Below are 24,926 nucleotides of genomic sequence, written 5' to 3'. Positions count from 1 at the left end.
TGCCAGGAAACAACCGAAATATTTCATGGACGTCTGGACGATAACTTTATAGATTTAATTAATTTTGCTGCTCTGGAACAAAGTACACAACCTAACAAAGGAAGGACGTATGTATTACAATGCAAGTGTAAAACAAAAATGGGACAATTACTCGGCTTTGGAAACCGCAAAGCAGGACGGAAAAATTGAGGGCGAACATAGAAAAGCGCTGGAAATTGCCCGTAAAATGAAAATTAAAGATTTTTCCATAGAAAAAATCACGGAGTTCACCGAGCTTTCAGCCGAAGAAATAGAAAAACTTTAAAAAGCTAACCAATTCTAAAAACAGGAGTACACTTTATTATTACCAAAACGCTAATAGTAACGGATTTATACATTCTGAGACATTTTACAACCACTGCGTTGTTGGTGGCACAACCTGTATAATGCCAACAAGATTGGGGTCTCCCGATTAATTAACAACAAATGATAAATTACCTTCTTTTATTTGCTGATCCATTGATACACTTGAAATTTGGAATGCCTCATCGGGTGTGAGTTTCGTGGTATATGGATTGCCTGAAGTTATATAGCGTTTTAGTTTTTTGAGGTCTTTAACTATCAATGCCGATACTTTTACAGAGCTTACTTCTAATGAAGAATCAAAAGCAAATGTAGTTTCCAATGCATATATATTTTTAGAAGCGATAATTATATTGATCTGGTCTAATAAAATTTTTCTACCTGCATTTAGTCAGTTTCCCCAAATCTGGCTCTATTCGCCATAACCAATTCAATTGTTTATGGAAATCAAACGTTACATCGACCCGCTCAATGACATCGCATTCAAAAAAATCTTCGGCTCAGACCCAAATAAAGACCTCCTTATCGACTTTCTCAACCAGGTACTACGAGGCAGAAAAAATATTGTCGACCTGATATACAACAAAAACGAACATCACGGCATCGCCAAAGATGAGGGGTCTATAAGTTAAAGAGAGAAGTATCTACTACAGTTCCAGGCTTGTAACAGAACAGGCACCCAGAGGCAAAATGAAAGAATGGAATTACGACCTTAAAGAAGTATATCTTATCGCCATATTGGAGGACTTCGATATCGATCCTTCAGATAAGGAATACCTTTTTGATGTTTGCTTTTACAGACCGGATACCGGGAAAATTTTCTATGACAAGCTAAGGCACACTTACATCCAATTGCGTAACTTTGTAAAGACAGGAAAAGATCTGGATTCGGATCTCGACAAGTGGCTGCATGTCCTGAAATACATCACTCAAATGGACAAGATGCCAGCTTATTTGAGAAAACCGATATTCAAAAAAATGTTTGACATCGCTGAATACAGCAACCTAACAAAGGAGGAGCGCATGAAATATGATGCAAGTGTAAAACAAAAATGGGACAATTACTCGGCTTTGGAAACCGCAAAGCAGGACGGCAAAATTGAAGGAAAATTAGAAATTGCCCGAAAAATGAAGGCTGACGGTCAGCCATTGGAACTGATCGTAAAGTTCACCGAGCTTTCAGCCGAAGAAATAGAAAAACTCTAAAAAAAATACTTCGCTCACAATATATCAACTTTATAAGCGTATAATATATTGAGAGCGTTAATTTAGATAAGCGGGTGTGATCGTAATGATTCCACCCGCTTTTTTTATGCTCCTTCCAAATTGGGCTTTAGAAAGACATCAAACCGCTCCCTTCAATAAACCTCCCTCAGCCCTGATGGCGGCACCGTTCGTAGCTGAGGCCAGGGGACTCGCCAGATAAGTAACCATATTTGCCACTTCATCTGTACTAAGGAAACGCTGAATGATGGAAGTTGGACGAATCGTTTTAAAGAAGTCTGCCTCTACCTCTGTAGTGGTTTTGCTTTGATCTTTGGCCAGATTTTCTATAAACCCACCAACACCCTCTGATAATGTTGGCCCCGGAAGCACAGAGTTTACAGTGACCGCAGAACCCCTGGTAAGTTCAGCAAGGCCACGCGCTACTGCGAGCTGTGCAGTTTTGGTCATCCCGTAATGTATCATTTCTTCAGGGATCTGTATAGCAGACTCGCTGGAGATAAAAATGATCCTGCCCCAGCCATTCGCCAGCATTTTACCAAAGTATGCCCTGGACAAACGGATGCCGCTCAGCACATTGATCTCATAAAAGCGCAGCCAGTCTTCGTCAGTGATGTCCGCAAAAGCTTTGGGTTCAAAAATGGCTACATTATTGATCAAGATGTCTACCTCAGGCAGCTCGCCGATCAGATTTTTAATGGATTCGGCATCGCTAAAATCAGCAACGATGCCACTTATCTGATCATTTCCACTGTCTGCTTTGATCTGTGCTACCGCTTGATCTACCCGCTGCTGCGTGCGCCCATTTAACACGACCTCTGCACCTTCCTTTGCCAACTGGAGTGCGATGGCATAGCCTATCCCGGCGGTAGAACCGGTTATTAACGCTTTTTTGTTATTTAACTGTAAGTCCATAATATGTGAGTTTAATCTGATGGTATCGCCAATTTAGTGCCACATCACCAAACAACTGAAAAACAACATTTTAATCTGAATTCAGGACATCTTCCTGCGCTATTTCAGAAAATGACGAATAAACAGAACGATATACAATAAACGGGAATTAGGGATGCGCCCGCATCTGAAAGGTATCTGCCCTATATCTCCGTTATGTTTGACTGATGTTTGTTTTATCCCGGCATATACCAAACCTATCGCAGCTATCATTCAGCTATGCCGCAGACCTTAACCCAGCCTTGACTGTCCCTGTATTTTTCATTGTAAATCTACTCCTATGTAAAAAATTGCGCTTTGTAAACAAAAAAGCCCCGGCAAAATGCCAGGGCTTTCCTTATGTTATTTGCAATCGTATTTTTAAATTATACGCCTTTCTTACTCGTCATGCTTGCTTTTTTAGCTGGGGCAGTAGCTTTGCTGGTTGCCTTCGCATTTGCCGGTTTCGGTGTCGCTTTTGGCTTTTTCTCTACCTTGTCCTCTACTTTAGGTGCATCCTGGGCAATGGCATCAGGTGCCGTTTCTGTAAATAAAGGAAGGTCTTTCAACAAATGGTACCAGCTTACGATCTTTTTCATATCAGAAGCATATACCTTTTCCTGATCATGTGCAGGAGCTACCTCAAGGAAAAATTTCCTGAGTACCTGTCCATCTGCTTTCGCATCCGGAACATTGCCTGAAGCAGCAATATTCGCCATTACGTCTACCAGTTTCAGGTCGTCATCTTCTCCATAAATGGTGATGTCTTCCAATGAAGCCAGTTTGGTTGTAGTGATGTTTGCTACAATTTTAACTTTCTGAGCATCCAGGCTCTCCAAAACATATCCGCCTTTATTCTGTCCAACTAATTTAAACAGTCCTGGCCTTCCGGATACAGCTACGATTCCTCTTAAGTTCATATTAATCTTCGATTACTTCTATACTTGTAATTTTGTCTCCTTGTCTGATGCTGTCTACTACGTCAACATTTTCTACTACTTTACCAAACACAGTGTGGTTTCTGTCCAAATGCGCAGTATTGTCCCTGCTGTGGCAGATGAAGAACTGCGATCCACCAGTGTTGCGGCCGGCATGTGCCATAGACAATACACCACGGTCATGGTATTGGTTTTCTCCTGTCAGCTCACAATCGATTTTATAACCCGGGCCACCTGCGCCTGTTCCGGTAGGATCTCCGCCCTGAATGACGAAATTAGGGATCACGCGGTGAAAGGTAACACCATTATAAAAACCTTCGTTAGCTAATTTTTTAAAGTTAGCAACTGTATTTGGGGCATCCTGATCGTAAAACTGAACAGTCATGTCGCCTTTATCTGTTTTGATTATTGCTTTGCTCATGTGATATTTTAGTAAATGCCAAACTTAGCTAAATTTGTAATCATATGCAATATGCGCCCTTTTTCTTACATTCGTAAACACCCAATATGCGAACTATGATGCTAAAAAGATCCATTCTGCTCTGTTTTTTATTGGTCTTCACACTGGCAGTAAAGGCTTCTTCCATACTGATCTTCATGGATGAAGACCAGAAAAACCACCTGAAGGCCTATGGCATTGCCTATTGGGGCATCAAACAAAATGCTGATGTGAGCTGGCTCCTCAACTACAGGGGCGGCAGTTTCCTGATCGGGTACAACAAAGGCATAGAAGATGAATGCAAGACCAGGGGTGTTTCTTACCAGGTACTTGCCGATGGCAAAGTAACGGCCATCCTCAATGAGATCAGCGACCCGCAGGTAAATATGGAAATGGTGAAGCTGGAGAAAGCACCGAAGATAGCGGTCTACTCACCCAAGAGCAAACTGCCCTGGGACGATGCAGTGACCATGGTGCTGACCTACGCAGAAATCCCTTACGAGGTGGTGTATGACGACGATGTACTGAAGGATAAACTTTCGGGCTACGACTGGCTCCACCTGCATCACGAAGATTTTACGGGTCAGTATGGCCGCTTTTGGAGCTCCTTTCGGAATGCGACCTGGTACCGGGAGGATGTGAAGAACCAGGAAGCTACTGCCAAAAGAAACGGCTTTAGCAAAGTATCTCAGATGAAGCTCGCAGTGGCCAAACGCATCAGTGAATTCTGTGCGGGGGGTGGTTTTCTCTTTGCCATGTGCTCGGGTACGGATAGTTTTGACATCGCATTGAGCGCTGAAGGGGTGGATATCTGCGAAAGCATGTTTGACGGGGATGCGGCCGATCCGCAGGCCCAGGCTAAGCTCAATTTTGCCCGCACCTTTGCCTTTAAAGATTTCAGACTGGATGTGAATCCGGCCAATTATGAGTTTTCCGATATTGATGTGACCCAGACACGCGCACTGTCGCAAAGCAATGATTTTTTTACCCTCTTTGACTTTTCTGCCAAATGGGACCTGGTGCCGACCATGCTGACACAAAACCACGACAAGGTGATCAAAGGCTTTATGGGCCAGACCACAGCCTTTAGAAAGCGCCTCGTGAAACCCAGCGTAACTGTACTTGGAGAAAACAAAGGGGCAGAAGAAGTCAGGTACCTGAACGGTGAAATCGGCAAAGGCCAGTTTACTTTCTATGGCGGACATGATCCTGAAGATTATCAGCATGCTGTAGGTGATCCGCCGACAGACCTCAACCTGCATCCCAATTCACCAGGCTACCGCCTGATCCTGAACAATGTATTGTTTCCGGCCGCTAAAAAGAAACCGCAGAAGACTTAATCGTAGAAATTCCAGCTCACGCCAAACTTAAACAACAAACGGTCTGGCATCGGATAATGGTTTACCGTGTAATACCCTCCTGAAAACAGGCCCTGGTTGACATAGTCACATTTGACGAAAACATTGGCCCTGCGCAGACTTGCCTTCACCCAAACATCCACGACCGGTTCACCGGCATAACGCCTTTTGGCTTCATCGACATAAAACTGTCCGGCAGGCACAGAATACGAATAGGCATAATAAGGTGTATTGTAACGGATGTCGAAACCAACATTGGTTTTGAGCACTTTGAAAAAGGTCTGGTCGAGATAGAAACTGTTGAAAGTATAGAACTCTGGTGTACGCAGGATATTGGCATTGTCAGTTTTCTGGTAAACAAGGTAACTGTCCAGGGTAAACTTGCCAAACCTGAAGCGCTTACCCAAAGAAAGCTGCAGCAGGTTGACCGTGCTGCCCAACTGTGCCGGGCGGATGGAATTGGAATCTGCCTGTTCAAAATACAGGTACTTATCGGTCAGAAAATATTTTGCAGTCGCATCAAGCCCCAGCTTGTCGTTGAGGTAGCTGAAAGAGGCATTGATGGTTTTTGTCCGGTCGAAGCCAGCATTCAAAGCATCTCCCCTCCACTCATAATGGTTGCCCACGTACCTGGAGAAAACTTCCTCTGGCGATTTATTCTGGAAATAGGCACCCAATACGATCCTGCCCACTGACTTGCTCAAGAGGACATTACTTTTGGCTTCGTAAAGAAAGTCGCCGGTATTCCTGCCCTGGAAAATCTGCTGCAGGTCTACATTCAGATCGATCCTGTTGGAGAAACGGTATCCCGCAGTCCCCAGGAGGGTGATGTTCTGAAAGCTGGAAGAATAGTCGTAAAACTTCTGCCTGTTCTTATAAAGCGACACCTGGTTGTAGTTGTAAAAATCATGGCGGATCCCCGCATCCAGTTTCAGCTCATTTTTGATCAGCGAACTGGACTTCGCCCTGAGGAAAAAGCTATAGATGAACTCATTCTGTACCTGGCTGTAATGTGTACTGTCGTTGGTATAAGAGGCATCTCCACGGCCAACCGGGAAAAGTTTTTCATTTGCCAGTAACTGGTCCTTCTGGAAGGCATAGGAATTGGTATTGTACTTAAAAGTATAGGTGACCCGGTTTGTCGGCAGGATTTTCTTGGTGATCTCCTGGTCCAGACTGTCTATACGGCCCACAAAATAGGTTTGCTTGAGCATCACTGAATTCTGCCGGTAGATACGCCTGGAATTGCTCAGGCGCACGGCCTCCGACATTTTATTGATGCTCGCTGTTTGCGCCGTGAAAATGCTGTCATTTACAATAGAGCCGTTCTCATAGGCCTTCATGGTATTGAAAACTGCACTTGCCCAGAGGTTGTACCGCTTCCCGGGAGATTCGTACCAGGTAAACAGGGCACCGTTGAGGTCGTCTCCCCTTTGCCTCGCATAATAACCATTGGCACCGATCCTGTTGAAATTGGCCCCTACGTTCAGGTTCTTTTTGATGTTTTGAGAGTGAATGATCTTGAGCACCTGTTCGGCCTCTCCTGCACTCACATAGTATAGGCTGGTGAAGGGCGTACGTGCCTGGTAATACCTGACGTCGTCCTGCGTCATGGCATATTGCTCCAGCGTATGGAAACCCGCTTCGAAGCCAATGGTCTTCACCGGTTCGAACAACAAAGGCAGGGCCGGCAGACCAAGATTTCCCAGTCCCTGTGTAGGGCGGCGGGGCTGTACCAGGATGTTGAAATTATGGAAACCTTCCAGCGTAGTATCCAGCGGCATGGTCTGGATGCTGTCCTTCGTCAGTTTTAAAGTCGTGTAGCGGATAAACCTGGAGGTGAAAATGATAGAATCCTTTCCTTCTTCCTCTTCTTTCCGCAATGAGTCCATTTCCTTATTTTGCTTCACGGTAGTCTTCAGGTCCTGCGCGGAGGAGCTGCTGGCACAGAGGATCAGTAAGCTAAAAATAAAGAAGGCGAGGTGTCTGTACATTAGATGGTAGATATTAACTGGCTCAGTATTTTTGTCATTTTGGGTTCTGCTGCTTTTGCAGTTTCCAGGATCTCCTCCAGGCTTACGGGCTCCAGCACTTCAGGGAAACCTTCATCCGTAAGTACGGAGATGGCGAAAACAGGGATGCTCATGTGGTTGGCCACAATGACTTCCGGTACGGTGCTCATTCCTACGGCATCTCCCCCGATGATACGGAGGTATTTGTATTCTGCTTTGGTTTCCAGATTTGGTCCGGTAACGGCGATGTATACGCCCTGATGGCAATTGATGTTTTCTGATTTTGCGATCTCCAATGCCTGCTGGATCAGTTTACGGTTGTAGGGCTGGCTCATGTCGGGGAACCGCGGTCCCATATCTGAATCATTACTGCCCCGCAGCGGGCTTTCCGGCTGAAGGTTGATGTGGTCGCTGATGACCATCAGGTCGCCCTTCTTGAAATCGGGGTTCAGTGAACCGGCTGCATTCGATACAAAAAGATGGGCAATCCCCAGGGCTTTCATGGTGCGGATCGGGAAGGTGATCTGCTGCATACTGTAACCTTCGTAGTAGTGCAGGCGGCCCTGCATGGCCACTACATTCTTGCCCTGCAGCTTGCCAAAGATGAGTTTACCGGAATGAAATTCCAGTGTAGAGATCGGGAAGTTGGGAATATTGGAGTACATGAGCTGAAATTCAACCTCGATGTCCTTCACCAGTCCGCCCAGTCCGGTGCCCAGCACAATGCCGATCTCCGGTTGGAAATTACTGGTTTTACGTTTGATATATTCAACGGTTTCGTGTAGTGCTTGAAACATAGTCTAAAATCTTTGAGTCAAATGAGTGCTGATCTGCGGCATGCAATGCAATTTTTATGGGCAGATAAAACACAGGTAAATCCAAAAGTAATGCTTTTAATGCATCATCTAGTAAACGCTGTGCATCCTTTTCTGTTGTGATGATGAGCTTTCTTTCTGAAGGATCATTTTTATAGTCGGTAAGGACGCGCTGCAGGTCCTTCGGACTGAAGTCGTAATGGTCCGGAAAATCATAGTGCCTGATGGTTTTTACCCGCTGCTTCAAATGATCGAACAAGGGTGCTGGATTGGCAATTCCGGTGATGAGGTACAGCCGGGTGTCGGCGTTAAGGCTGTTCAGTTCCAGTTTTTCGTCCTTAAATAAATGCTGCAGTTCCTGATAAGCAAGGCCGGAAAAGAAGGTGGCGGAACCGGCGCTTTTGAACTTTGCACGACAAACCGCCTGTGCTTCTGAAGAAAGTGCCTGGGGCACCTTGGTCATGAGCAACAGATCTGCACGTTTGTAGGCGGCAAAATATTCCCTGAGGTTACCAGCCGGCAAGAGGAACTGGGGCCGGAGCAATTTCTGGTATTCGAACAGCAAAATGCTGAATCCCGGCCTTACGGCCCGGTGCTGGAAGGCATCGTCCAGGATGATCAGGTCGTGCGTATCTTTCAGTTGATTGATCCCTTTTACCCGGTCTTCACATACCGCAACGGTGACTTCTGGAAATTTATGGTAATACTGCAAAGGTTCGTCCCCTATCCGGGCAGCAGTGGCCCTTTGGTCGGCCAGAATAAACCCACGGGTCTTCCTGCCGTATCCGCGGCTGAGAATGGCAATCTTCCGCCCTTCCAGCAAACGCACAAGATATTCTGTAACAGGAGTTTTACCCGAGCCTCCCACCGCAAGGTTGCCTACACAGATCACCGGAAGGTCAAAGGCCACAGACTTCAATACACCTGTGTCGTACAGCTTATTCCTGATCAGGAGTACCAGTCCGTAAAGGATGGAAAAAGGCAGCAGGACCAAACGCAGGTTTTTAATCATATTTGGTTTCAAAAATAAGAATTATCTTTGCGCAAATAATATTTATATCATGCTTAAAGGATTTTTTAACGTACCAACTCCTGTGAACGAACCCATTTTGGGTTATGCACCAGGAAGTAAAGAACGTGAACTTTTAAAGGCTGCATTGGCCGATGCCCGTTCCCAACAAATTGAGATACCGATGTACATCGGCGGCAAGGAAGTACACACCGATCATAAAAGAACCGCTACTCCTCCGCACGACCACCAACATGTTTTAGGTCAGTACAGCTTTGGCGATAAAAGCCATGTAAAACAGGCCATAGATGCTGCTCTGGCAGCAAAGGCCGATTGGGAAAACCTGGCATGGGAGCACCGCGCAGCGATATTCCTGAAAGCCGCAGACCTGGTAGCAGGTCCGTACCGCTATAAACTCAACGCAGCGACCATGCTGGCGCAGTCTAAAAACGCCTACCAGGCTGAAATTGACGCAGCATGTGAACTGATCGACTTCCTGCGTTTCAATGTCAGCTATATGGCTGAGATCTATAAACAACAACCTCCTGTATCTCCTAAAGGATCATGGAACAGGGTAGAGCAACGTCCGCTGGAAGGATTTGTATTTGCGCTGACGCCTTTCAACTTTACGGCGATAGCCGGTAACCTGCCTGCTTCTGCTGCCATGATGGGCAACGTAGTGGTATGGAAGCCTGCAGATACCCAGATCTACTCTGCCAATGTGCTGATGCAGATCTTCAGGGAAGCTGGCCTACCTGACGGAGTGATCAACCTGGTATATGCCGATGGCCCTGAAGTGGGCGAAGTGGTCTTCAACCATCCTGATTTTGCAGGGATCCACTTCACCGGATCTACTGGTGTATTCCAGAACATCTGGAAAACCATAGGTACCAATATCCATAAATACAAAACCTACCCACGCATTGTGGGCGAAACCGGCGGTAAGGATTTCATCCTGGTGCATGGTTCGGCGGAAGCAGAAGCTTCCAGTACTGCGATCATCCGCGGGGCTTTTGAGTACCAGGGACAGAAATGTTCTGCTGCTTCAAGGGTATATGTGGCTAAGAGCATCTGGCCTAAGGTAAAAGAATACATGCTGCGCGACCTGGCTACCTTTAAAATGGGCGGAACAGAAGATTTCGGCAATTTCATCAACGCCGTGATCAGCGAAGTGTCCTTCGATAAACTGGCCAAATACATTGATGCTGCGAAAGCCGACAGTAGTGTGGAGGTGATTGCCGGTGGCAATTACGATAAATCTAAAGGTTATTTTGTAGAACCTACGGTATTGCTGGTCACTGATCCTAAATACACGACCATGTGCGAAGAGCTTTTTGGTCCGGTACTGACGATCTATGTATATGATGATGCAGATTTCGACAGCATCCTGACCACCATTGATACGACTTCGATCTATGCCCTCACCGGTGCTGTGATTGCCCAGGACCGTTACGCAATTGAGAAAGCGACACAGGCGCTGAGAAATTCGGCTGGTAACTTCTACATCAACGACAAATGTACTGGCGCCGTAGTGGGCCAGCAGCCATTTGGTGGTGCCAGAGGTTCGGGTACCAACGACAAAGCCGGATCGATGATCAACTTGTTACGCTGGGTATCTCCAAGAACGATCAAAGAAACTTTTGATCCACCTAAAGATTACCGCTATCCTTTTTTAGCAAATGATTAAATAAAGAAAGCTCCTGAACTCAGGAGCTTTTTTTATGCTTACTGATCGAGCCAGTTCTTGAAAGCTTCGGCACGCTCTTCGCTCACCACCACTTCCAGTCCTTCGGCCGGTGCGGGCGAAAGCAGGATCCTGACCCTGTTGCGGGACAGTTTGTACATTTCCCGGATCGCATGGATATTGATGATGAACTTCCGGTTGATGCGGAAGAAATCTGCGGGATCTAACCTGGGTTCGAGGCTTCCGATGGTTTCTGCAATGATGTAATTGTGTCCCTCCCTGGTGACCAGGAAAAGGTATTTGTCCTCGGCCATAAAATAAGCCACATCTTCTGCCTGCACCGTCTTGATCAGCTTCCCGGACTTGACCATAAACCGGTTGCGCTGATTTCCGCTGATACTGCCCGACTGCAGTAGCGGAAGCAGGGCATCCGGCATTTTGCGGATCGTGTTCAGCTTGGCCAGTGCAGCCCTGACATCTTCTTCGTCAAAGGGCTTCAGCAGGTAATCGATGCCCTGGTTTTTAAAGGCTTTGAGCGTATACTGGTCGTATGCCGTTGTAAAGATCACAGGGCTTTCAACAGTTACCTGTCTGAAAATCTGAAAGCTCTCCCCATCGCCCAGATGGATATCCATAAACAGCAGATCGGCCTTATTACGGCGCAGCCAGTTTACCGCAGCCTCTACTGTCCCCAGTACATCCAGTACCTGGATATTGGGGTTGATGTGCAGCAGCATACTACGCAAGGTATCAGCCGCCAGTTCTTCATCTTCGATAATCAATGCAGTCATCCCTATAATTGCTTGATTACAAAAGTAAATAAAAAGGGGCTGCTTTTCAGCAGCCCCTCAATTCAGGGAAATCAGGATGTGTTATTGAAGATTTGGGTTGTTGGCCCTTGCCTCAGCAGGGAACCTCAACGTATATTTTGGATCATTTTTTTGCAGGGTATAGGTACTGCCATCCTCAAAACTGTGTACCAGTTCAGGTTGCCCATACCTCCTGAGGTCATACCACCTGTGGCCTTCCAGTGCCAGCTCTCTTTCGCGCTCATTCAGGATTTCCTGAAGTAAAGCTGCCTTGGCCAAAGCAGAAATGCGTGTGGCTTCTGTCTGGTAATAAGCTGGTTTCAAACGTTTCACTTTTAGATCGAGCAGGCTTTTCAGCGCCAGAGCCATATTGTCGCTCTGCAGGGCAGCTTCGGCCTGGATCAGATACAATTCTCCATTCCGGAAGGAGATCTTCTTATCGTTCGACCCGCCTTTGAGGGAAACGGTATTGCCAAATGACCTTCCAAAATAAAGTGGGTAGCGCAGGTCATTAGCCTGGTTGTAGATGCCCAGCAAATGACCTGAGATCATCGATGAATTGGTAATGCCTGCATTAAAGGCGTTTTCCATAGACATGATGTTTTCTTTCGAGCGGTAATTGTTTGGTAACAATGCTCCTGTAACATTCAGGTCTTCCAGGTCACTCTTCAAAGCCAGTGCCTGCTGACTGGATGCCAGCGCATTTGCCCAATCTCCTTTAAACTCATAGACCCGGGCAGCAAATGCTGCTGCCGCACGTTTGGTAAAACGATAGTTGAATCCTGCCTCGAAACTGGTCACGTTCAGCAATTGCTGACCCGCAGCGATATCTGCAAGCACCTGGGCATACACTTCTGCAACAGTAGCCGGCTTGTAATTTTGCTCCAGATCGATGGCCAGCGACAATACAATCCCGCGATCTGTAGCGGCAGTGCTTGCATTATAAGGTTTTGCATATAGGTTCAGCAGCTCAAAATGTGCATAAGCCCGCAGCAGGTAGGCCTCTCCTTTCAGTTGCGCCGTCTCCGCAGTGCTTCCTGCTTCTTTTTCCACTTCTGCAATGACATGGTTTGCGTTGAAGATTACCGTGTAAAAGGAAACATAGGGAATTGGCGTGGTCAAGCCATCGGATGCATTGTCGTTCCAGGTGTAAATGTCTTTATAGGCAGGGAAATTGGTGCCATATTCATCCAGCAGCAATTCATCTGTACGCACGGCCAATAAAGACTTATGAACCGGGAAGCCATTGTAAGCTGAAGTCAGCATCCCCCTGAAATCTTCTATCGTTTTAGGGATCACCCGTCCAACAGGCTCAATATCCAAATATTTCTTACAGCTGCTGGCCGAAAGTACGACAAGGAGGACGGCTGTTAATTTTATGATCTTATTCATCTGTATTTAAGCTTAAAATGTTGCATTCAGGCCAAAAGAAATGCTCTTCGTAATTGGCTGTGCATAAATGTTACCATAAGTTTCAGGATCGAAATATCCTTTGTAATCAGAACCAAACACAAAAGGGTTTCTGGCTTCTACGCTGAACCTGATGCTGCTTGCTTTGATCCGCTTCGCCAGAGCAGCTGGCAGGCTGTATCCCATCCGCATGCTGTTGATGCGGACGTAACTCATCTTTTTAGCGTAGATATCCAGGTTTCTGAAAGAGGACACCGGATCTCCGTTGTTCAGCCAGTAATAGGCCATCCACCTGTCGTCGTAAGTGTCTTTTCCAAAGATCGCTGGCAGCTGGCTGCCATTGCCGGGTGTCAGTACATTCAACAGGTCTTTGGAATAGTTCTGACCGCGGTCAAAAGTAGCCGGGTTGTATGGCGCATTTGCCATTACCCATTGATTGAGGTTAAATATAGCCGTCACCGCCAGATCAAAATTACCCAGGCGGAAGCGGTTCGTTAAACCTCCGGTAAATTTGGGATCACGGTCACCGATATACGTATATAGGTCCTTGAAGCCATCGGCAGTAAGCCTGGTTTCTGCAGCTTCGCCAGGAAAGAAATCTGCATAGGGATCATACAATTGGTAAAATTCCTCCAACTTCAATAACTGACCATTCCTGGCGAACAATGGCAAACCATTTTCATCCAGACCAGCAGTTTTCAACACAAACAATGAATTGACAGGAAGTCCTTCCCTGGATGGGGTACGCTGTCCGGCAGGCGCTTTTTCACGCAGCACCTCGCTTTTATTGTGACTGATGTTGAAATCTGTAGACCAGTTGAACTGGTCTGTATTGATGTTTCTCGTAGAAATATTCAGTTCCAGACCTTTATTCCTGATCCTCGCGAAATTGGAGTTGGTAAATTCAAAGCCGTTTTCAAGTTGCAGCGCCTCCGAACCGATCAGGTCTTTACCATAGCGATTGTAATAATCTACCGTCACCTGCAAAGCATTTTTAAACAAGCCCAATTCCAGACCGGCATTGAAGGTCGATGTTTTCTCCCACCTCAATTTTTCGTTCGGAGGACTGGTCACGACGACACCGGTCTCTGTTCCGCCCGGCAGAATGGTGACATCTTCATAACGGCCGATAATTTTTGGTGAGGTATTTTTGTCGATGTTGCCCTGCAAACCGTAAGAAGCGCGCAGACGGAGATTGGAAATCACGTCAACATTTTTAATGAAATGCTCTTCTTTTGCGTTCCAGGCTCCGGAAACTGAATAGATGGGCAGGTACCTGTATTTAGGATCTACACCAAAGAGGTCTGAACCATCGTAACGGATACTTCCGTATAGGGTATATTTACGGTCATAGGTATAGGACAGTGTTCCATAAATGGATGCGAAGGCATTCTCTACCATTCCCTTTTTGTACGCACGGAAGCTTTCTGCATTGGCAAAGTCGGCATTTGGAAATAAGATGTTCTGATTGGTCAGGGTCCTTTCATTGAAACCAAATCCCCTGGTCGTCAGATCGGTATTCTTATTCCTTCTCAATTCGGTTCCTACAACTGCTTCAATTTCATGCTTTTCCGCAATTACCTTATTGTATTCGGCAATCATCTTCCAGTTGTACTGGAAAAGTGAGCTCTTATCATTTTGAATGGCTCCGCCCACAGGAAGGAAGTATTCATACTTTTTAGTCGTGGAGTTGTAATACCTGGTAGACTCCCTTAGCTTACGTCCTGCATAAGAATTTACACCCATGTAACGTTCCGCTCCGGTTTCTTCAAACTGCAGCCCCAACTGAGTACTAAATTTCAGGTCGCTATATACCTGGTAGTTGAAATCGAAGACGCCTTTCAAGCTGCTGTTGTCTAAGCCATAGCGTGTATTTTCCCGCTCCTCAATGGCATTAAAAGGGATATAGACATCTCCGCTAAAATTACTGGTGCCGAAAATATCCTGATCATAGGCGTAATTGCCATTGGCATCTCTTACGGTCTGGTAAGGATTTACGTTCCTGGAATAGTTAGAGGGACTGGTGCGCGCATCGATCTCCGTCAGGTAACTTTTGCGATGGGTTTTAGAACCAAATAACGCAGCGCCTGCTGTAATTTTCGGAGAGATCTTAAAATCTGTTTTTAAGGTAATGTTGTACTTTTCCAGACCAGTACCTTTTGTGGTACCTTGTTCGTTATAGTAACCGGAAGAAAAATAATAATTGGCCGCATCATTTCCACCGGAAAGGCTCAATCCATATTGCTGGTTTACCGCAGCCTGATAAATTTCATTTCTCCAGTTGGTATTGTTTTGCCTGAGGCTGTTGATGGCATTCTGCGTGACAGGGTTAAGCGCAGAGAAACCGTTTGCACGGTAGTTGGCCAATTCGTTGTTGCTGTTCAATATCCTGGCTATCGATCCCTGGTTGCCCCTGTACGACAAATCTGAACGGCCCGCCAATGCCAGCTCAAAATCGACTTTTTCTGAAGCATTCATGAGGTTCAGCTTATCAAAATCGGGACGCTCAGCCACAAAGGTGCTGGCATTGAAACTAATGGAGGTTGGCCCCTTTTTTCCTTTTTTGGTGGTAATGACAATCACACCATTCGAAGCTCTGGCTCCATAGATCGCGGTTGCTGCGGCATCTTTAAGAATGGTAATTTCGGCAATGTCATCCGGATTTAATCCCGCTATGGGAAGGTTGCGCAGTTGATCGATATTGTCTTTATCATAAATAGCCGGCAGGTTGGTCCCTTCCAGCGGAATTCCGTCCAATACCCATAAAGGGTCCTGGCCTCCGTTTAAGGAAGCAGTACCACGGATCCTGATTTTGGGTGCCGAACCCGGGCCACCGCTGATGTTGGTGACATTGACACCTGCAATCTGTCCCTGTAACATCTGGTCCACACCGGAAACACCATTCTGACGAATTTTATCGTACGCAACAAGCGATGTCGCTGTTGTGTTTTTCCGCTTGGAGATATTGGTATAACCATTGACAACTACCTCGTTCAAGGCATTGTCGCTATTCTCCATGCGGACATTGACCTGGGTTCTATTCTCAATATTGACAGAAACAGAACTGTAGCCCAGGTAACTGACCCTGAGTGTTTTTGTACCTTGAGGTACAGTCAGGCTGAACTTTCCTTCGGTGTCGGTAACGGTTCCGATCACAGAATTTTGGATCACACCAGGGACGCCCGTCTGCTCCCCGATGGTAGCCTGATCCACAAAAACGGAAGCACCCGGAATCGGTTGTCCATCCGGACCCGACACCTTTCCGGTAATGGTGGTGCTTTTCTGACCATAACCTGCGAAGCTCATCGCCAGCAGGAACAGGAATAAAAGTAGTGGTTTATTCATATCTAAATATAGTTTGATTGTTTTACGCTTATATAATTAATTGATTTTTAGACTCTGACTGATGCGCAGGATCAAATCCTGGTAATGGCCCCTTGTGGCTTCATCTCCCCGGCCCTGATGGTTTTGCAGCAACTTCAATACCTGCATCAGCTCGGCCCTCTTCAACGCTGCCACATCGGAAGTACGGCCCATGGAGCTCACATGGATGTTCCTCAGTTCCGGCAGGATGCCCAGATCGCAGGTTTGCGGCAAATTGCCCGGCTGCACTGCGATCAGGCTTTTCTTTGTGACTTTCTCCAGGAGCTTATCGGTACTAACCAGCATGACATCGACATAATTTTGCTGCAGCATCCGGTCGGTAATACTCAGCGATTTTCCCTTTAGCGTTTTATCGAATACCGAATTGCGCACTTCCCTGAGCATTCCGGATGCTGTATATACGGAATCCCGGCCATACAACAGTTCCATCTCCAGCATCCTGAGCAGACGCTCATCACTGGTCAGGCTGTACAACAGACCGTACTGGAATTCCCTCCTGAGGTTATAAGGTGCATATTCAAAAGGCCCCAGCGGTGTATCCTTAACCGGGAAAGTCTTGCTCAGCAATTGCTGATCAAAAAGCCATTCAGGCATATAGAATACTTCCGTTTTCAGGTATTCCAGGGCATTTTGTTGTAATCTTTTTGGCACAGGAGTATACGCTTTTTTACCGTCGCCGCTCACAGGGTTTTCGAGATAATAACCTCCGATATTGGCAGTCACATGTTCGGCATAGGTCTGCCACTGTCCCAGTGCTGCCATATAGAGCTTTCCTGTCTGGTAATAATCTTCCCCTGAACTGGCCGACCAGCTTGCGATCTGTGGAATGAGGCGTTTCAGGTTGGCAAGGCCATACCTGCTGGCTTTCATCGCATCATCTCCCAGGTCTTCCGACTGTGCCCGTGGATCTACCACATTCATACTGCTTTGCTGTTCGCCATAATGATATAAAGGATCATTCTGGTGTTCCTCGATCCATTTTCTCAATACTGGGATTTCAGCATGCGGATCTGAGAGGGGCAACCAACGATAACCCCATGCAATGGCATATTTATCGTACAGCCCGATCTGCGGCGTGATGCTGGTCACTTTATCTTCGGGCTGCGCTACATAGTTAAAACGGGCGTAATCCATAATTGATGGTGCTGTGCCCCCCATCCTGTTGGTAAACGATGGCGACCTCAGGGAGTCTACGGGAAATGCTGCTGAAGAGCCCATGTTGTGTTTCAATCCCAGCGTATGCCCGATTTCATGGGAAGAAACGAAGCGGATGGCATGCCCCATCTTGTCGTCGGACATCTTATTGCCACGCACCTCGGGATCAATGATGCCGGTCTGTATGCGCATCCAGTATTGAACGGAAGTCATCACATTGTGCCACCAGATCACGTCAGACTCCAGGATTTCTCCGGAACGGGGGTCTACCACTGCCGGGCCCATGGCATTGGACTTCGGAGAAGCGGCATAAGTGATCTCCGAGTAACGGATATCATCACCGTCGTAATCTGCCGTATCTGTTACTTCCCGCGCCTGGATGGCATTCTTGAAGCCAGCCTGTTCAAATGCCTTCTGCCAGTCGAACACCCCTGCGATGATCTGTTTTCTCCATTGCTTCGGTGTAGCAGGATCTATATAAAAGATAATGGGTTTTACCGGCTCTACCAGTTCGCCTTTGAGGTAACGTTCCCGGTCTTCAGGCCTGGGTTCCATCCTCCAGCGGGTGATCAGTTCACGGCTTTCCATTTTATGCTGTTCGTCGGAGAAATACCACCTCGGTGTACTAAAAAAGCCAACACGGGCATCTGCAAAGCGGGGCTGCATGGGCAGTTCGGGAAGCAGGAGCAGGTTAGTAGTCACATTCACACTGATGGGAATGCTGTTTTGTCCTTCAGTAACCCTGGTGCTCATCAAGGATCTAACCACAATATTTTGCGGAAAGCTCTTGATGCGTTCTATGGCCGAGAGGGCAGTTTTGGGAGAAGTACCCAGGCCAATATCGGTAAAGACGTCATTGAAGCTCTTTTCGGTTCCATCGAATACTTTGTTGACTTTGATGACCACTGCAGAAGAATCAGGACTGTATGCTTCGATCTTGAAAGATTCGATCACCGAACCGGTAAAATTGTCCTTAACAGAACGTGTGATGGCATCTCCAGGGGCAGACTGTACCTGTGGCACGATGGTTTTGACCCAGATGGTTTTTGCCAGTTTATTGCGGGAAAAACGGATCACTTTATTTTCGAAGTTCATCCCCTTGTTCAATCCGGATTCATTAAGTGCCAGTGGTACAGAGGAAAGCTTGTTGACCACCAGGAAATCCTTCTCCATCAGCTTCAAAGGCAATTCGAAATAATAGTCTGTCTCCACCTGGTGTACTTTAAACAATCCGGGCGAGGTGATGGCTTTTTTTAGTAAATCAGTATAATTTTTGAGTTCTTTCTGTGCGGTGGAATCTGCTTTCTTTTTCAATGTGTCTGCAGTCAGTTTTACAGGGCTGGTTTTGGGAAGTTTCTTTGGAATTTGGCCCTGAACGGCGATTGCAGAAATGAAGATTGCAAACGAAATTAATGAAGTCTTAGTCAAAATCATGTTCCAAAATGCCTGATAATTGGCGGATTAGGAAACGTTGCAGAGTGAACCAGCAGATTTGCCGACTGAACCCGCAGTATTCAGGAGTGAATTTTTTAAGATGAACTCAGTATGATGTCCTGATTAAGGTTCAGTTAATTTGAGCACAGGCAGGTAACAGATGTAATGGTCTCCGGATATCCCGCATTGGAGTTCCTGATTATTGAAGTAAGCATAGGTGCTCCTCAGGTAGTTGAGTCCCTGTTTGCCGGAATCGCTGACGTCATTTCGCAACTGCAGGTTATTCCTGACCACGATGTAATCATCTAGATACTGAATGGTGATCTGGAGGGGCCTGGTTTTGGAAAGTACGTTGTGCTTCACTGCATTTTCGATCAATGTCTGCAAGCTCATGAAAGGAATGCTGTCGGCCTGTATTTCCTCCGGGATAGCTACTTCCAGCGGGGCCAGTGCATCACCAAACCGGATTTTGAGGAGAAAGAAGTATTCCCTGACAAAGCCGAGTTCATCTTCCACACTGGCCAGTCCGTTGGGATAGGACTCGAGTACATACCGGTATACCCTGGATAATTTGAGTACAAAGGATTTGGCCAGCTCGGGATCTCGGGCAATGAGACCGTTCAGTGAACTCAGGGAATTGAACAGAAAATGCGGGTTGACCTTTTGCTTAAGACTGTTGAGCTGCAATAAGGCATTTTCTTTTTGTTGCCGTTCGGCAACGAGATTGAGCTCCTGCTTTTCCAGAACAAGCTCCTTACGTTTCAGTTCTGCCTGCTGACGCAGCATAAACTCTTTCTGCCATTTGGCCTGAAACCAGGCAATCAGGACTAGAATGAGGATCGCCGTGAGGATGAATAAGATCATCACATATTTTTCGATGACCTTTACATCTTCGTCTACGGTGAGCAATGGCGTATCGATGACCATTGTCCATTTCATGCCAGCGATAGACAAAGGCGTATAAAATCTCAACACAGGCACCTGCAGGTAGCTCGAATTGGTGATTTCATAGGTACTGATGCTATCTGCAAGCCTGGTAGTGCCTGAATGAGCACTTAATGATTCTTTTATTTTTGTTCCGATCAACTGTTCTTCCGGCCCGGTAATGTAATAACCATGTTCATCAGCAATGAATGCAGATGCTCTGCCGATCGTATCTACACTCTGCAGGTAATGCTGGAGCTTGCGCAGGTTGATGTCCATACCCAGAAGAACAACTGCAGCATCCGGCAATTGATAGGATGCTGATGCCAGCCAGTGAAGTGTATCTGCTACTTTGATCAATTTACTGTTGAACTGCTTTGCCTGCTGTTGGAACAGGCTGTCGGCCCACGATTTCAGGTATCCTGGTGTGCTGCGGTAATAAAAGCTATTTTTTTCTTTACTGAAGGACTGATAACTGGTTTTGTCGTTCTGCCGGATGGCATACCAGCCATGCTGAACCTTTGGCCGGTTGAGCAATTGCGCTTCCAGCAGCGCTTTGTTTTTCAGCAAACTGGAGGTCGAGGGCGTATAATCAACAATCAGTCCTGCCTGATGGATCCCGCTCACAAAGCCATTGAACTCGCCTTTCATGATATTGGACTTCAATTGGTAGACCTTGGTCGCTACATCAGCACTGATCCGATCGGTTTGCTGGCCCAGCTTATCCGATATGAAGATGGCTGTTCCGGTGAAACAGGCCAACATCAGCAATCCTATGCTGATAAAATATCTGGAACTGTAAACGGCAAACTTCATGAAGCAAATATAAGTGCTGCAGGGCATAAAAAAACTCCCGGTAGGTGTACCGGGAGTTTTGAGTTAAAAGTATCTGCCAATATTACTTATCTACATGCATCTTAAACACAGGAGAGATGTCGTCCGCATTGGAAGCACTAACTTTCAGGTCAGTGATCAATCCGGTTTTCAAACTGTATACCCAGGCATTAACCGACAGTTCCTGACCAGAAGCCCAGGCATTCTGTACGATAGAGGTACTCATGACATTCGCCGCACCTTCTATGGCATTCAATTCGACGAGACGGTCAAACTTGCGCTGAGTATCTTTGATGGTGGCCAACTCACGCTCATGTGTCCGGTATACGTCTTTGATATTTCTCAACCAATTGTCGATCAGACCAACTTGCTTGTCTCCAAGTGCTGCATTCACACCACCGCAGCCATAGTGACCGCAAACGATGATGTGCTTTACTTTAAGCACATTGACCGAATAATCCAATACGCTCAGCAAATTCATGTCTGTATGCGTCACCACATTTGCAATGTTTCTATGCACGAAGATATCTCCAGGCATGGTATTGGTGATCTGGTTTGCAGGCACCCTGCTATCTGAGCAACCTATCCAAAGTACAGGTGGTTTCTGGCCGGCAGATAACCTGTCGAAAAATTCAGGATCTTCCTGGAGGGTTGCCGCTACCCAATCTTTATTGCCTTGTAATAATCCTTCGTATGTAATTTGTTCTGTTTGTGGTTTTTCTAATTTTGCGCACATAATATTTTATCTATTGATTTCTTCTATAACTTTATTATTCAATTTTGGCACAGTATACTGTTCCTTAATATTTTCTAAACTTACAATAATACCCTTAGTGTAGGCATTGTGCTTGTAATTAAAGATGGTTTCGAGCACATCCGGATCGATATACCGGGAATTGCTGCCATCAATAATGACATTGGTCTCTTTAGGGATGTTGGTAAGGACAACCTGAATGGCCGCCTTATTCAGGAAAGATACTTCTTCTGCCAGCTTAATTCTGATGTTCTTTTTATTGCCTTCTTCCTGGATCTTGTAAAAGTATGGGTTCCGCATATTGGTACGCAGCAGGTAAAATATAGAGACCAACATACCGACAGCCACACCCTTCAATAAATCGGTCAGTAAAACTGCGATGATGGTGACCACAAATGGAACAAACTGGTCCCATCCTTTATGGTACATGTGCTTGAACAAGGCTATCCTGGTAAGTTTATAGCCAGTCACCAATAAGATCGCTGCCAAACAGGCTAAAGGGATCATATTGATCAGCCCGGGAATAAAAAGCAGGGACAACAATAACCAGACCCCATGAAAAATAGCCGACATTTTGGTACGGCCACCAGCATTGACGTTCGCAGAACTCCGCACGATTACTGAAGTAAGGGGCAAACCACCTACCAGGCCGCTAAGCATATTTCCCGCGCCCTGAGCCATCAGCTCCCTATTGGTCGGTGTTACCCTTTTTATCGGATCTATCTTGTCCACTGCTTCGATACTGAGCAGGGTCTCCAAACTTGCAACGATAGCAATCGTGAGCGCTACAACCCATACCTTGCTGTCGCCAATAGCCGAAAAGTTTGGCGTAGCAAATAAAGCTGTGAATTCTGAAAAGCTATTGACCACCGGAATCTCTACCAGATGCTTGGCATCAAGGGAATAGCTTGTCCCCTGGAAGACAAGTGCCAATACAGTGCCCAATACCACCACCACAAGCGGGGCAGGGATCATGCTGACTTTTTTAAGTTTCGGCCAGACGATCAGCACCAGGATAGACAGCCCACTGATGACAATGGCTGCCAGACTAAGATGACTCAAGGCATTTCCAATTGCAGAAAAAGTATTTTCGTTATCGGACTGAAAAAAGCTCTCATCACCGAAAAAATCTGAATCTACTCCCAAAGCGTGTGGAAATTGTTTAAGAATAAGGGTAAGACCGATCGCTGCAAGCATGCCCTCGATTACGCTCGACGGGAAATAATTTCCAATCGTACCGCCTTTTAGTAAGCCCAGGATCAACTGTATCCCACCGGCCAGTACTACTGCCAATAAAAAGGTCTCGTACGTACCCAACTGGGTAATTGCTGCCAATACGATCGCTGTAAGACCTGCGGCAGGGCCGCTGACACTCAGTTGAGAACCGCTAATGCTGGCTACAACAATACCCCCGACAATACCTGTGACCAGACCGGCAAATAAAGGGGCACCTGAGGCCAGGGCTATCCCCAGACATAATGGTAGGGCGACCAAAAACACCACGATACTTGAGGGTAAATCGCGCTTCAGGTTCTTTTTTAATATATATTTCTTCACATCCAGTCTTGAAAAGACTGAGTTTCCACTTTGCATAAAACTATGTTTTAATGTATTCAACTAATTCTTAAAAATTGCATAGCCAGACCTTCAAATGAAGGAAATGGAAATGCCTTGATTAAATTAGCAGTGGTTAGGAGGAGGCGTGGGAACAGAAGGGTGATATGGATCTACATATCGCTTGAAGTGCTCGATGAAACTATTTTTGAGGCCATACTCGCTGCGTACGAAAAGCATGTTATAGTCGTAATGCAAATCGATCTTGTAGTCACAAAGCTTCACTTTGGCTTTACCGGCATCACCATCGGCACTGTGCTCCGCTTCGATCTGCATGATCACGGAATTCATGATCTCTTTATCGATGTGGCTGAAAAATACAGGCGCACCGGAAATGACCATCTTCGATGTAAAAACACCTAAGAAAGCAATCACCAGAAGTACACGATATTTCCTCAGGAACATTTGTATTTTTCTTTGTTGTTTTCAAAAATAACGTTAAAGAGCCCTTATCAGCAAATTAAGTTGTAAAAAAAATGTAATTTAGTTGTTGCCCCTCTGGGATTCTCGCTCCTATTCGTTAAAATATGCCCATCTGTTTATAGAAAACTCTCCCAATAAGCGTAATTTAGTCCCATCAACGAATGTCGAACTTAAATGAAGCAAATTTTACTCTGCCTGGTGCTGTGCTGCCCATGGGTGCTAAGTGCACAAAACAATAACGCCCCCTCTTCCTATGATGCTCACGAGATTGCCATCACAGGCTATTTGCAGACCCAATACCAAAGGGCGCAGTCTTCCGGGATCTCTTCTTTCTCTGGTGGCGACTGGGCCAAAAACTCCGACGAGCGCTTCATCATCAGACGCGGAAGGTTGAAAATAGACCGTGCAGATAAATTCTCGAGCATCGTATTCCAGATTGATGCCACACAAAACGGCGTCCAGCTGATGGATGCCTTTATTCAGTTCCATCAGGAAAACTCCAAAGACCTGCTGTTTACTGCGGGATTGTTTAACCGCCCCTTTGGCTATTCCATCGTATATTCCTCAGGCTACAGGGATTTTCCTGAACGTGCCAGGGTGTTTCAAACGCTGATGCCCAGAGAACGTGATCTGGGTGCAATGATCAGTTATAGGCCACACAAGATTGCCAAATTCCTAACCGCTGAGATCGCCGCGATTAATGGAAGCGGACATGCAGCCCGTGACTATGATTCTAAGAAAGACATTGTGGGCAACCTGGCCTTCAAATTTGATAGCCTGGCCAACAAAAAACTGCACATCGGCTTTGGAGGCTCTTTTTACCGGGGCTCTGTACGCAGTGATACGGAGAGTTTTTACAGTCTGGAAGGAAATGTCTACAAGAAAAACACTAGCCCGGACAATGTAAACTGGTATGCCAAAAGGAATTATTTTGGTGCCAACCTGCAGCTCCAATATGATAACAGCTTCGGTGCGACTTCATTGAAAATGGAATATATTGGTGGTACACAGCCGGGCGTAGCCGCATCTTCATCCATTACAGGTCCCGTGGCCAGCACCAGCTTTTCGGCGCAACCGGCTACTGATCTCTACTTACGCTCTTTCGCCGGATACTATCTATGGCTGACACAAAAGATTGCCAAAACAAAATTAACGGCACTGGTGGGCTACGATGTATACGATCCCAATAAGGATATCCATGAACACGAAATTGGCGCTGCAAATAGCAATACTACAGCGGGGGACATCAAGTTCAGTACATTAGGTTATGGCCTCACCTACCTGATCAACTCAAGGTTAAAACTGACGGTATACAATGAACATGTCGTGAATGACCCTACATTATTGCCGCAATACATTGACGACCTCAAAGATGATGTATTTACCACGCGCCTTCAATACCGCTGGTAATTTTTGATTGTTAAAAGACTT

The 24,926-nt window shown here is 46.2% G+C and carries 21 protein-coding genes; 6 read left to right on the top strand and 15 right to left on the bottom strand.

Translation table 11 applies throughout. From position 1 onward, the window contains the following. Positions 1–109: 109 nt before the first annotated feature. Positions 110–304 carry a hypothetical protein gene (locus WAE59_RS16400; RefSeq protein ID WP_337857051.1) on the top strand — a complete coding sequence of 65 codons (195 nt, stop codon included), beginning with the start codon at positions 110–112 and terminating at the stop codon, positions 302–304. A gap of 147 nt (positions 305–451) precedes the next feature. Here the strand turns inward: WAE59_RS16400 and WAE59_RS16395 are convergent, their stop codons facing one another. Next, positions 452–664: a hypothetical protein gene (locus WAE59_RS16395; protein WP_337857050.1), complete on the bottom strand. Its 213-nt coding sequence runs from the start codon at positions 662–664 to the stop codon at positions 452–454. A 118-nt stretch (positions 665–782) separates the two neighbouring features. Here WAE59_RS16395 and WAE59_RS16390 point away from each other — a divergent pair, with 118 nt between their 5' ends. Together WAE59_RS16390 and WAE59_RS16385 are read left to right on the top strand one after the other, a co-directional pair. Then, on the top strand, positions 783–974 hold the full coding sequence (locus tag WAE59_RS16390; RefSeq protein ID WP_337857049.1) for a PD-(D/E)XK nuclease family transposase: 192 nt from the start codon (positions 783–785) through the stop codon (positions 972–974). A 58-nt stretch (positions 975–1,032) separates the two neighbouring features. Then, the gene (locus tag WAE59_RS16385) at positions 1,033–1,548 is read left to right on the top strand and encodes an Rpn family recombination-promoting nuclease/putative transposase (protein WP_337857048.1); all 516 of its coding nucleotides are present in this window, start codon (positions 1,033–1,035) and stop codon (positions 1,546–1,548) included. Between the two features lie 138 nt (positions 1,549–1,686). On the opposite strand, the gene WAE59_RS16380 is transcribed toward WAE59_RS16385, so the two are convergent. From WAE59_RS16380 to WAE59_RS16370, 3 genes are all read right to left on the bottom strand, one after another. After that, complete coding sequence (locus WAE59_RS16380) at positions 1,687–2,481, bottom strand: SDR family NAD(P)-dependent oxidoreductase (RefSeq protein WP_337857047.1); 795 nt, start codon at positions 2,479–2,481, stop codon at positions 1,687–1,689. Positions 2,482–2,885: 404 nt separating this feature from the next. Continuing rightward, positions 2,886–3,419 (bottom strand): DUF5606 family protein, encoded by a 534-nt coding sequence (locus tag WAE59_RS16375; RefSeq protein ID WP_337857046.1) that lies wholly within the window; start codon positions 3,417–3,419, stop codon positions 2,886–2,888. 1 nt (position 3,420) lies between these two features. Further along, entirely contained in the window at positions 3,421–3,858 is a 438-nt protein-coding gene (locus WAE59_RS16370; protein ID WP_337857045.1) for a peptidylprolyl isomerase, read from the bottom strand. 176 nt (positions 3,859–4,034) lie between these two features. Here WAE59_RS16370 and WAE59_RS16365 point away from each other — a divergent pair, with 176 nt between their 5' ends. Then, positions 4,035–5,216, top strand: a complete 1,182-nt coding sequence (locus WAE59_RS16365) for an asparagine synthetase B (RefSeq protein WP_443147265.1) — start codon at positions 4,035–4,037, stop codon at positions 5,214–5,216. Here WAE59_RS16365 and WAE59_RS16360 read toward each other — a convergent pair. Genes WAE59_RS16360 through lpxK form a run of 3 tightly spaced genes read right to left on the bottom strand, consistent with a single transcriptional unit; the run spans position 5,213 to position 9,073 of the window. Further along, on the bottom strand, positions 5,213–7,228 hold the full coding sequence (locus WAE59_RS16360) for a putative porin (RefSeq protein ID WP_337857043.1): 2,016 nt from the start codon (positions 7,226–7,228) through the stop codon (positions 5,213–5,215). The two genes, WAE59_RS16365 and WAE59_RS16360, sit on opposite strands and share 4 nt — an antisense overlap. Beyond that, complete coding sequence (locus tag WAE59_RS16355) at positions 7,228–8,043, bottom strand: purine-nucleoside phosphorylase (protein WP_337857042.1); 816 nt, start codon at positions 8,041–8,043, stop codon at positions 7,228–7,230. The genes WAE59_RS16360 and WAE59_RS16355 overlap by 1 nt, the downstream gene beginning before the upstream one ends. After that, positions 8,015–9,073, bottom strand: a complete 1,059-nt coding sequence (gene lpxK / locus WAE59_RS16350) for a tetraacyldisaccharide 4'-kinase (RefSeq protein WP_337857041.1) — start codon at positions 9,071–9,073, stop codon at positions 8,015–8,017. Before lpxK ends, WAE59_RS16355 begins: the two co-directional genes overlap by 29 nt. Positions 9,074–9,122: 49 nt before the next feature. Here lpxK and pruA point away from each other — a divergent pair, with 49 nt between their 5' ends. Beyond that, positions 9,123–10,757: an L-glutamate gamma-semialdehyde dehydrogenase gene (gene pruA, locus WAE59_RS16345; RefSeq protein ID WP_337857040.1), complete on the top strand. Its 1,635-nt coding sequence runs from the start codon at positions 9,123–9,125 to the stop codon at positions 10,755–10,757. Positions 10,758–10,795: 38 nt separating this feature from the next. Here pruA and WAE59_RS16340 read toward each other — a convergent pair whose 3' ends face one another. The 8 genes from WAE59_RS16340 to WAE59_RS16305 form a co-directional block, all read right to left on the bottom strand. Continuing rightward, on the bottom strand, positions 10,796–11,545 hold the full coding sequence (locus WAE59_RS16340; RefSeq protein ID WP_337857039.1) for a LytR/AlgR family response regulator transcription factor: 750 nt from the start codon (positions 11,543–11,545) through the stop codon (positions 10,796–10,798). Positions 11,546–11,626: 81 nt separating this feature from the next. Continuing rightward, positions 11,627–12,955 (bottom strand): RagB/SusD family nutrient uptake outer membrane protein, encoded by a 1,329-nt coding sequence (locus tag WAE59_RS16335; protein ID WP_337857038.1) that lies wholly within the window; start codon positions 12,953–12,955, stop codon positions 11,627–11,629. Positions 12,956–12,967: 12 nt separating this feature from the next. Further along, positions 12,968–16,318, bottom strand: coding sequence for a SusC/RagA family TonB-linked outer membrane protein (locus WAE59_RS16330; RefSeq protein ID WP_337857037.1), 3,351 nt, complete (start codon positions 16,316–16,318; stop codon positions 12,968–12,970). Positions 16,319–16,354: 36 nt separating this feature from the next. Continuing rightward, positions 16,355–18,946 carry a zinc-dependent metalloprotease gene (locus WAE59_RS16325; RefSeq protein WP_337857036.1) on the bottom strand — a complete coding sequence of 864 codons (2,592 nt, stop codon included), beginning with the start codon at positions 18,944–18,946 and terminating at the stop codon, positions 16,355–16,357. Positions 18,947–19,069: 123 nt separating this feature from the next. Next, positions 19,070–20,686, bottom strand: a complete 1,617-nt coding sequence (locus tag WAE59_RS16320; RefSeq protein WP_337857035.1) for a histidine kinase — start codon at positions 20,684–20,686, stop codon at positions 19,070–19,072. 82 nt (positions 20,687–20,768) lie between these two features. After that, positions 20,769–21,440: a carbonic anhydrase gene (locus WAE59_RS16315; protein ID WP_337857034.1), complete on the bottom strand. Its 672-nt coding sequence runs from the start codon at positions 21,438–21,440 to the stop codon at positions 20,769–20,771. Positions 21,441–21,446: 6 nt separating this feature from the next. Beyond that, on the bottom strand, positions 21,447–23,051 hold the full coding sequence (locus WAE59_RS16310) for a SulP family inorganic anion transporter (RefSeq protein ID WP_337857033.1): 1,605 nt from the start codon (positions 23,049–23,051) through the stop codon (positions 21,447–21,449). 87 nt (positions 23,052–23,138) lie between these two features. Then, on the bottom strand, positions 23,139–23,477 hold the full coding sequence (locus tag WAE59_RS16305) for a hypothetical protein (protein WP_337857032.1): 339 nt from the start codon (positions 23,475–23,477) through the stop codon (positions 23,139–23,141). Positions 23,478–23,669: 192 nt separating this feature from the next. On the opposite strand from WAE59_RS16305, the gene WAE59_RS16300 reads away from it, so the two are divergent. Beyond that, positions 23,670–24,905: a porin gene (locus tag WAE59_RS16300; protein WP_337857031.1), complete on the top strand. Its 1,236-nt coding sequence runs from the start codon at positions 23,670–23,672 to the stop codon at positions 24,903–24,905. Positions 24,906–24,926 lie beyond the last annotated feature (21 nt).

It is taken from the genome of Pedobacter sp. GR22-6 (genome assembly GCF_037402555.1).
Classification (GTDB): Bacteria; Bacteroidota; Bacteroidia; order Sphingobacteriales; family Sphingobacteriaceae; genus Pedobacter.
The sequence above is the reverse complement of the archived record's forward strand: the minus strand, read 5'-3'. Positions and strand labels throughout refer to the sequence as shown.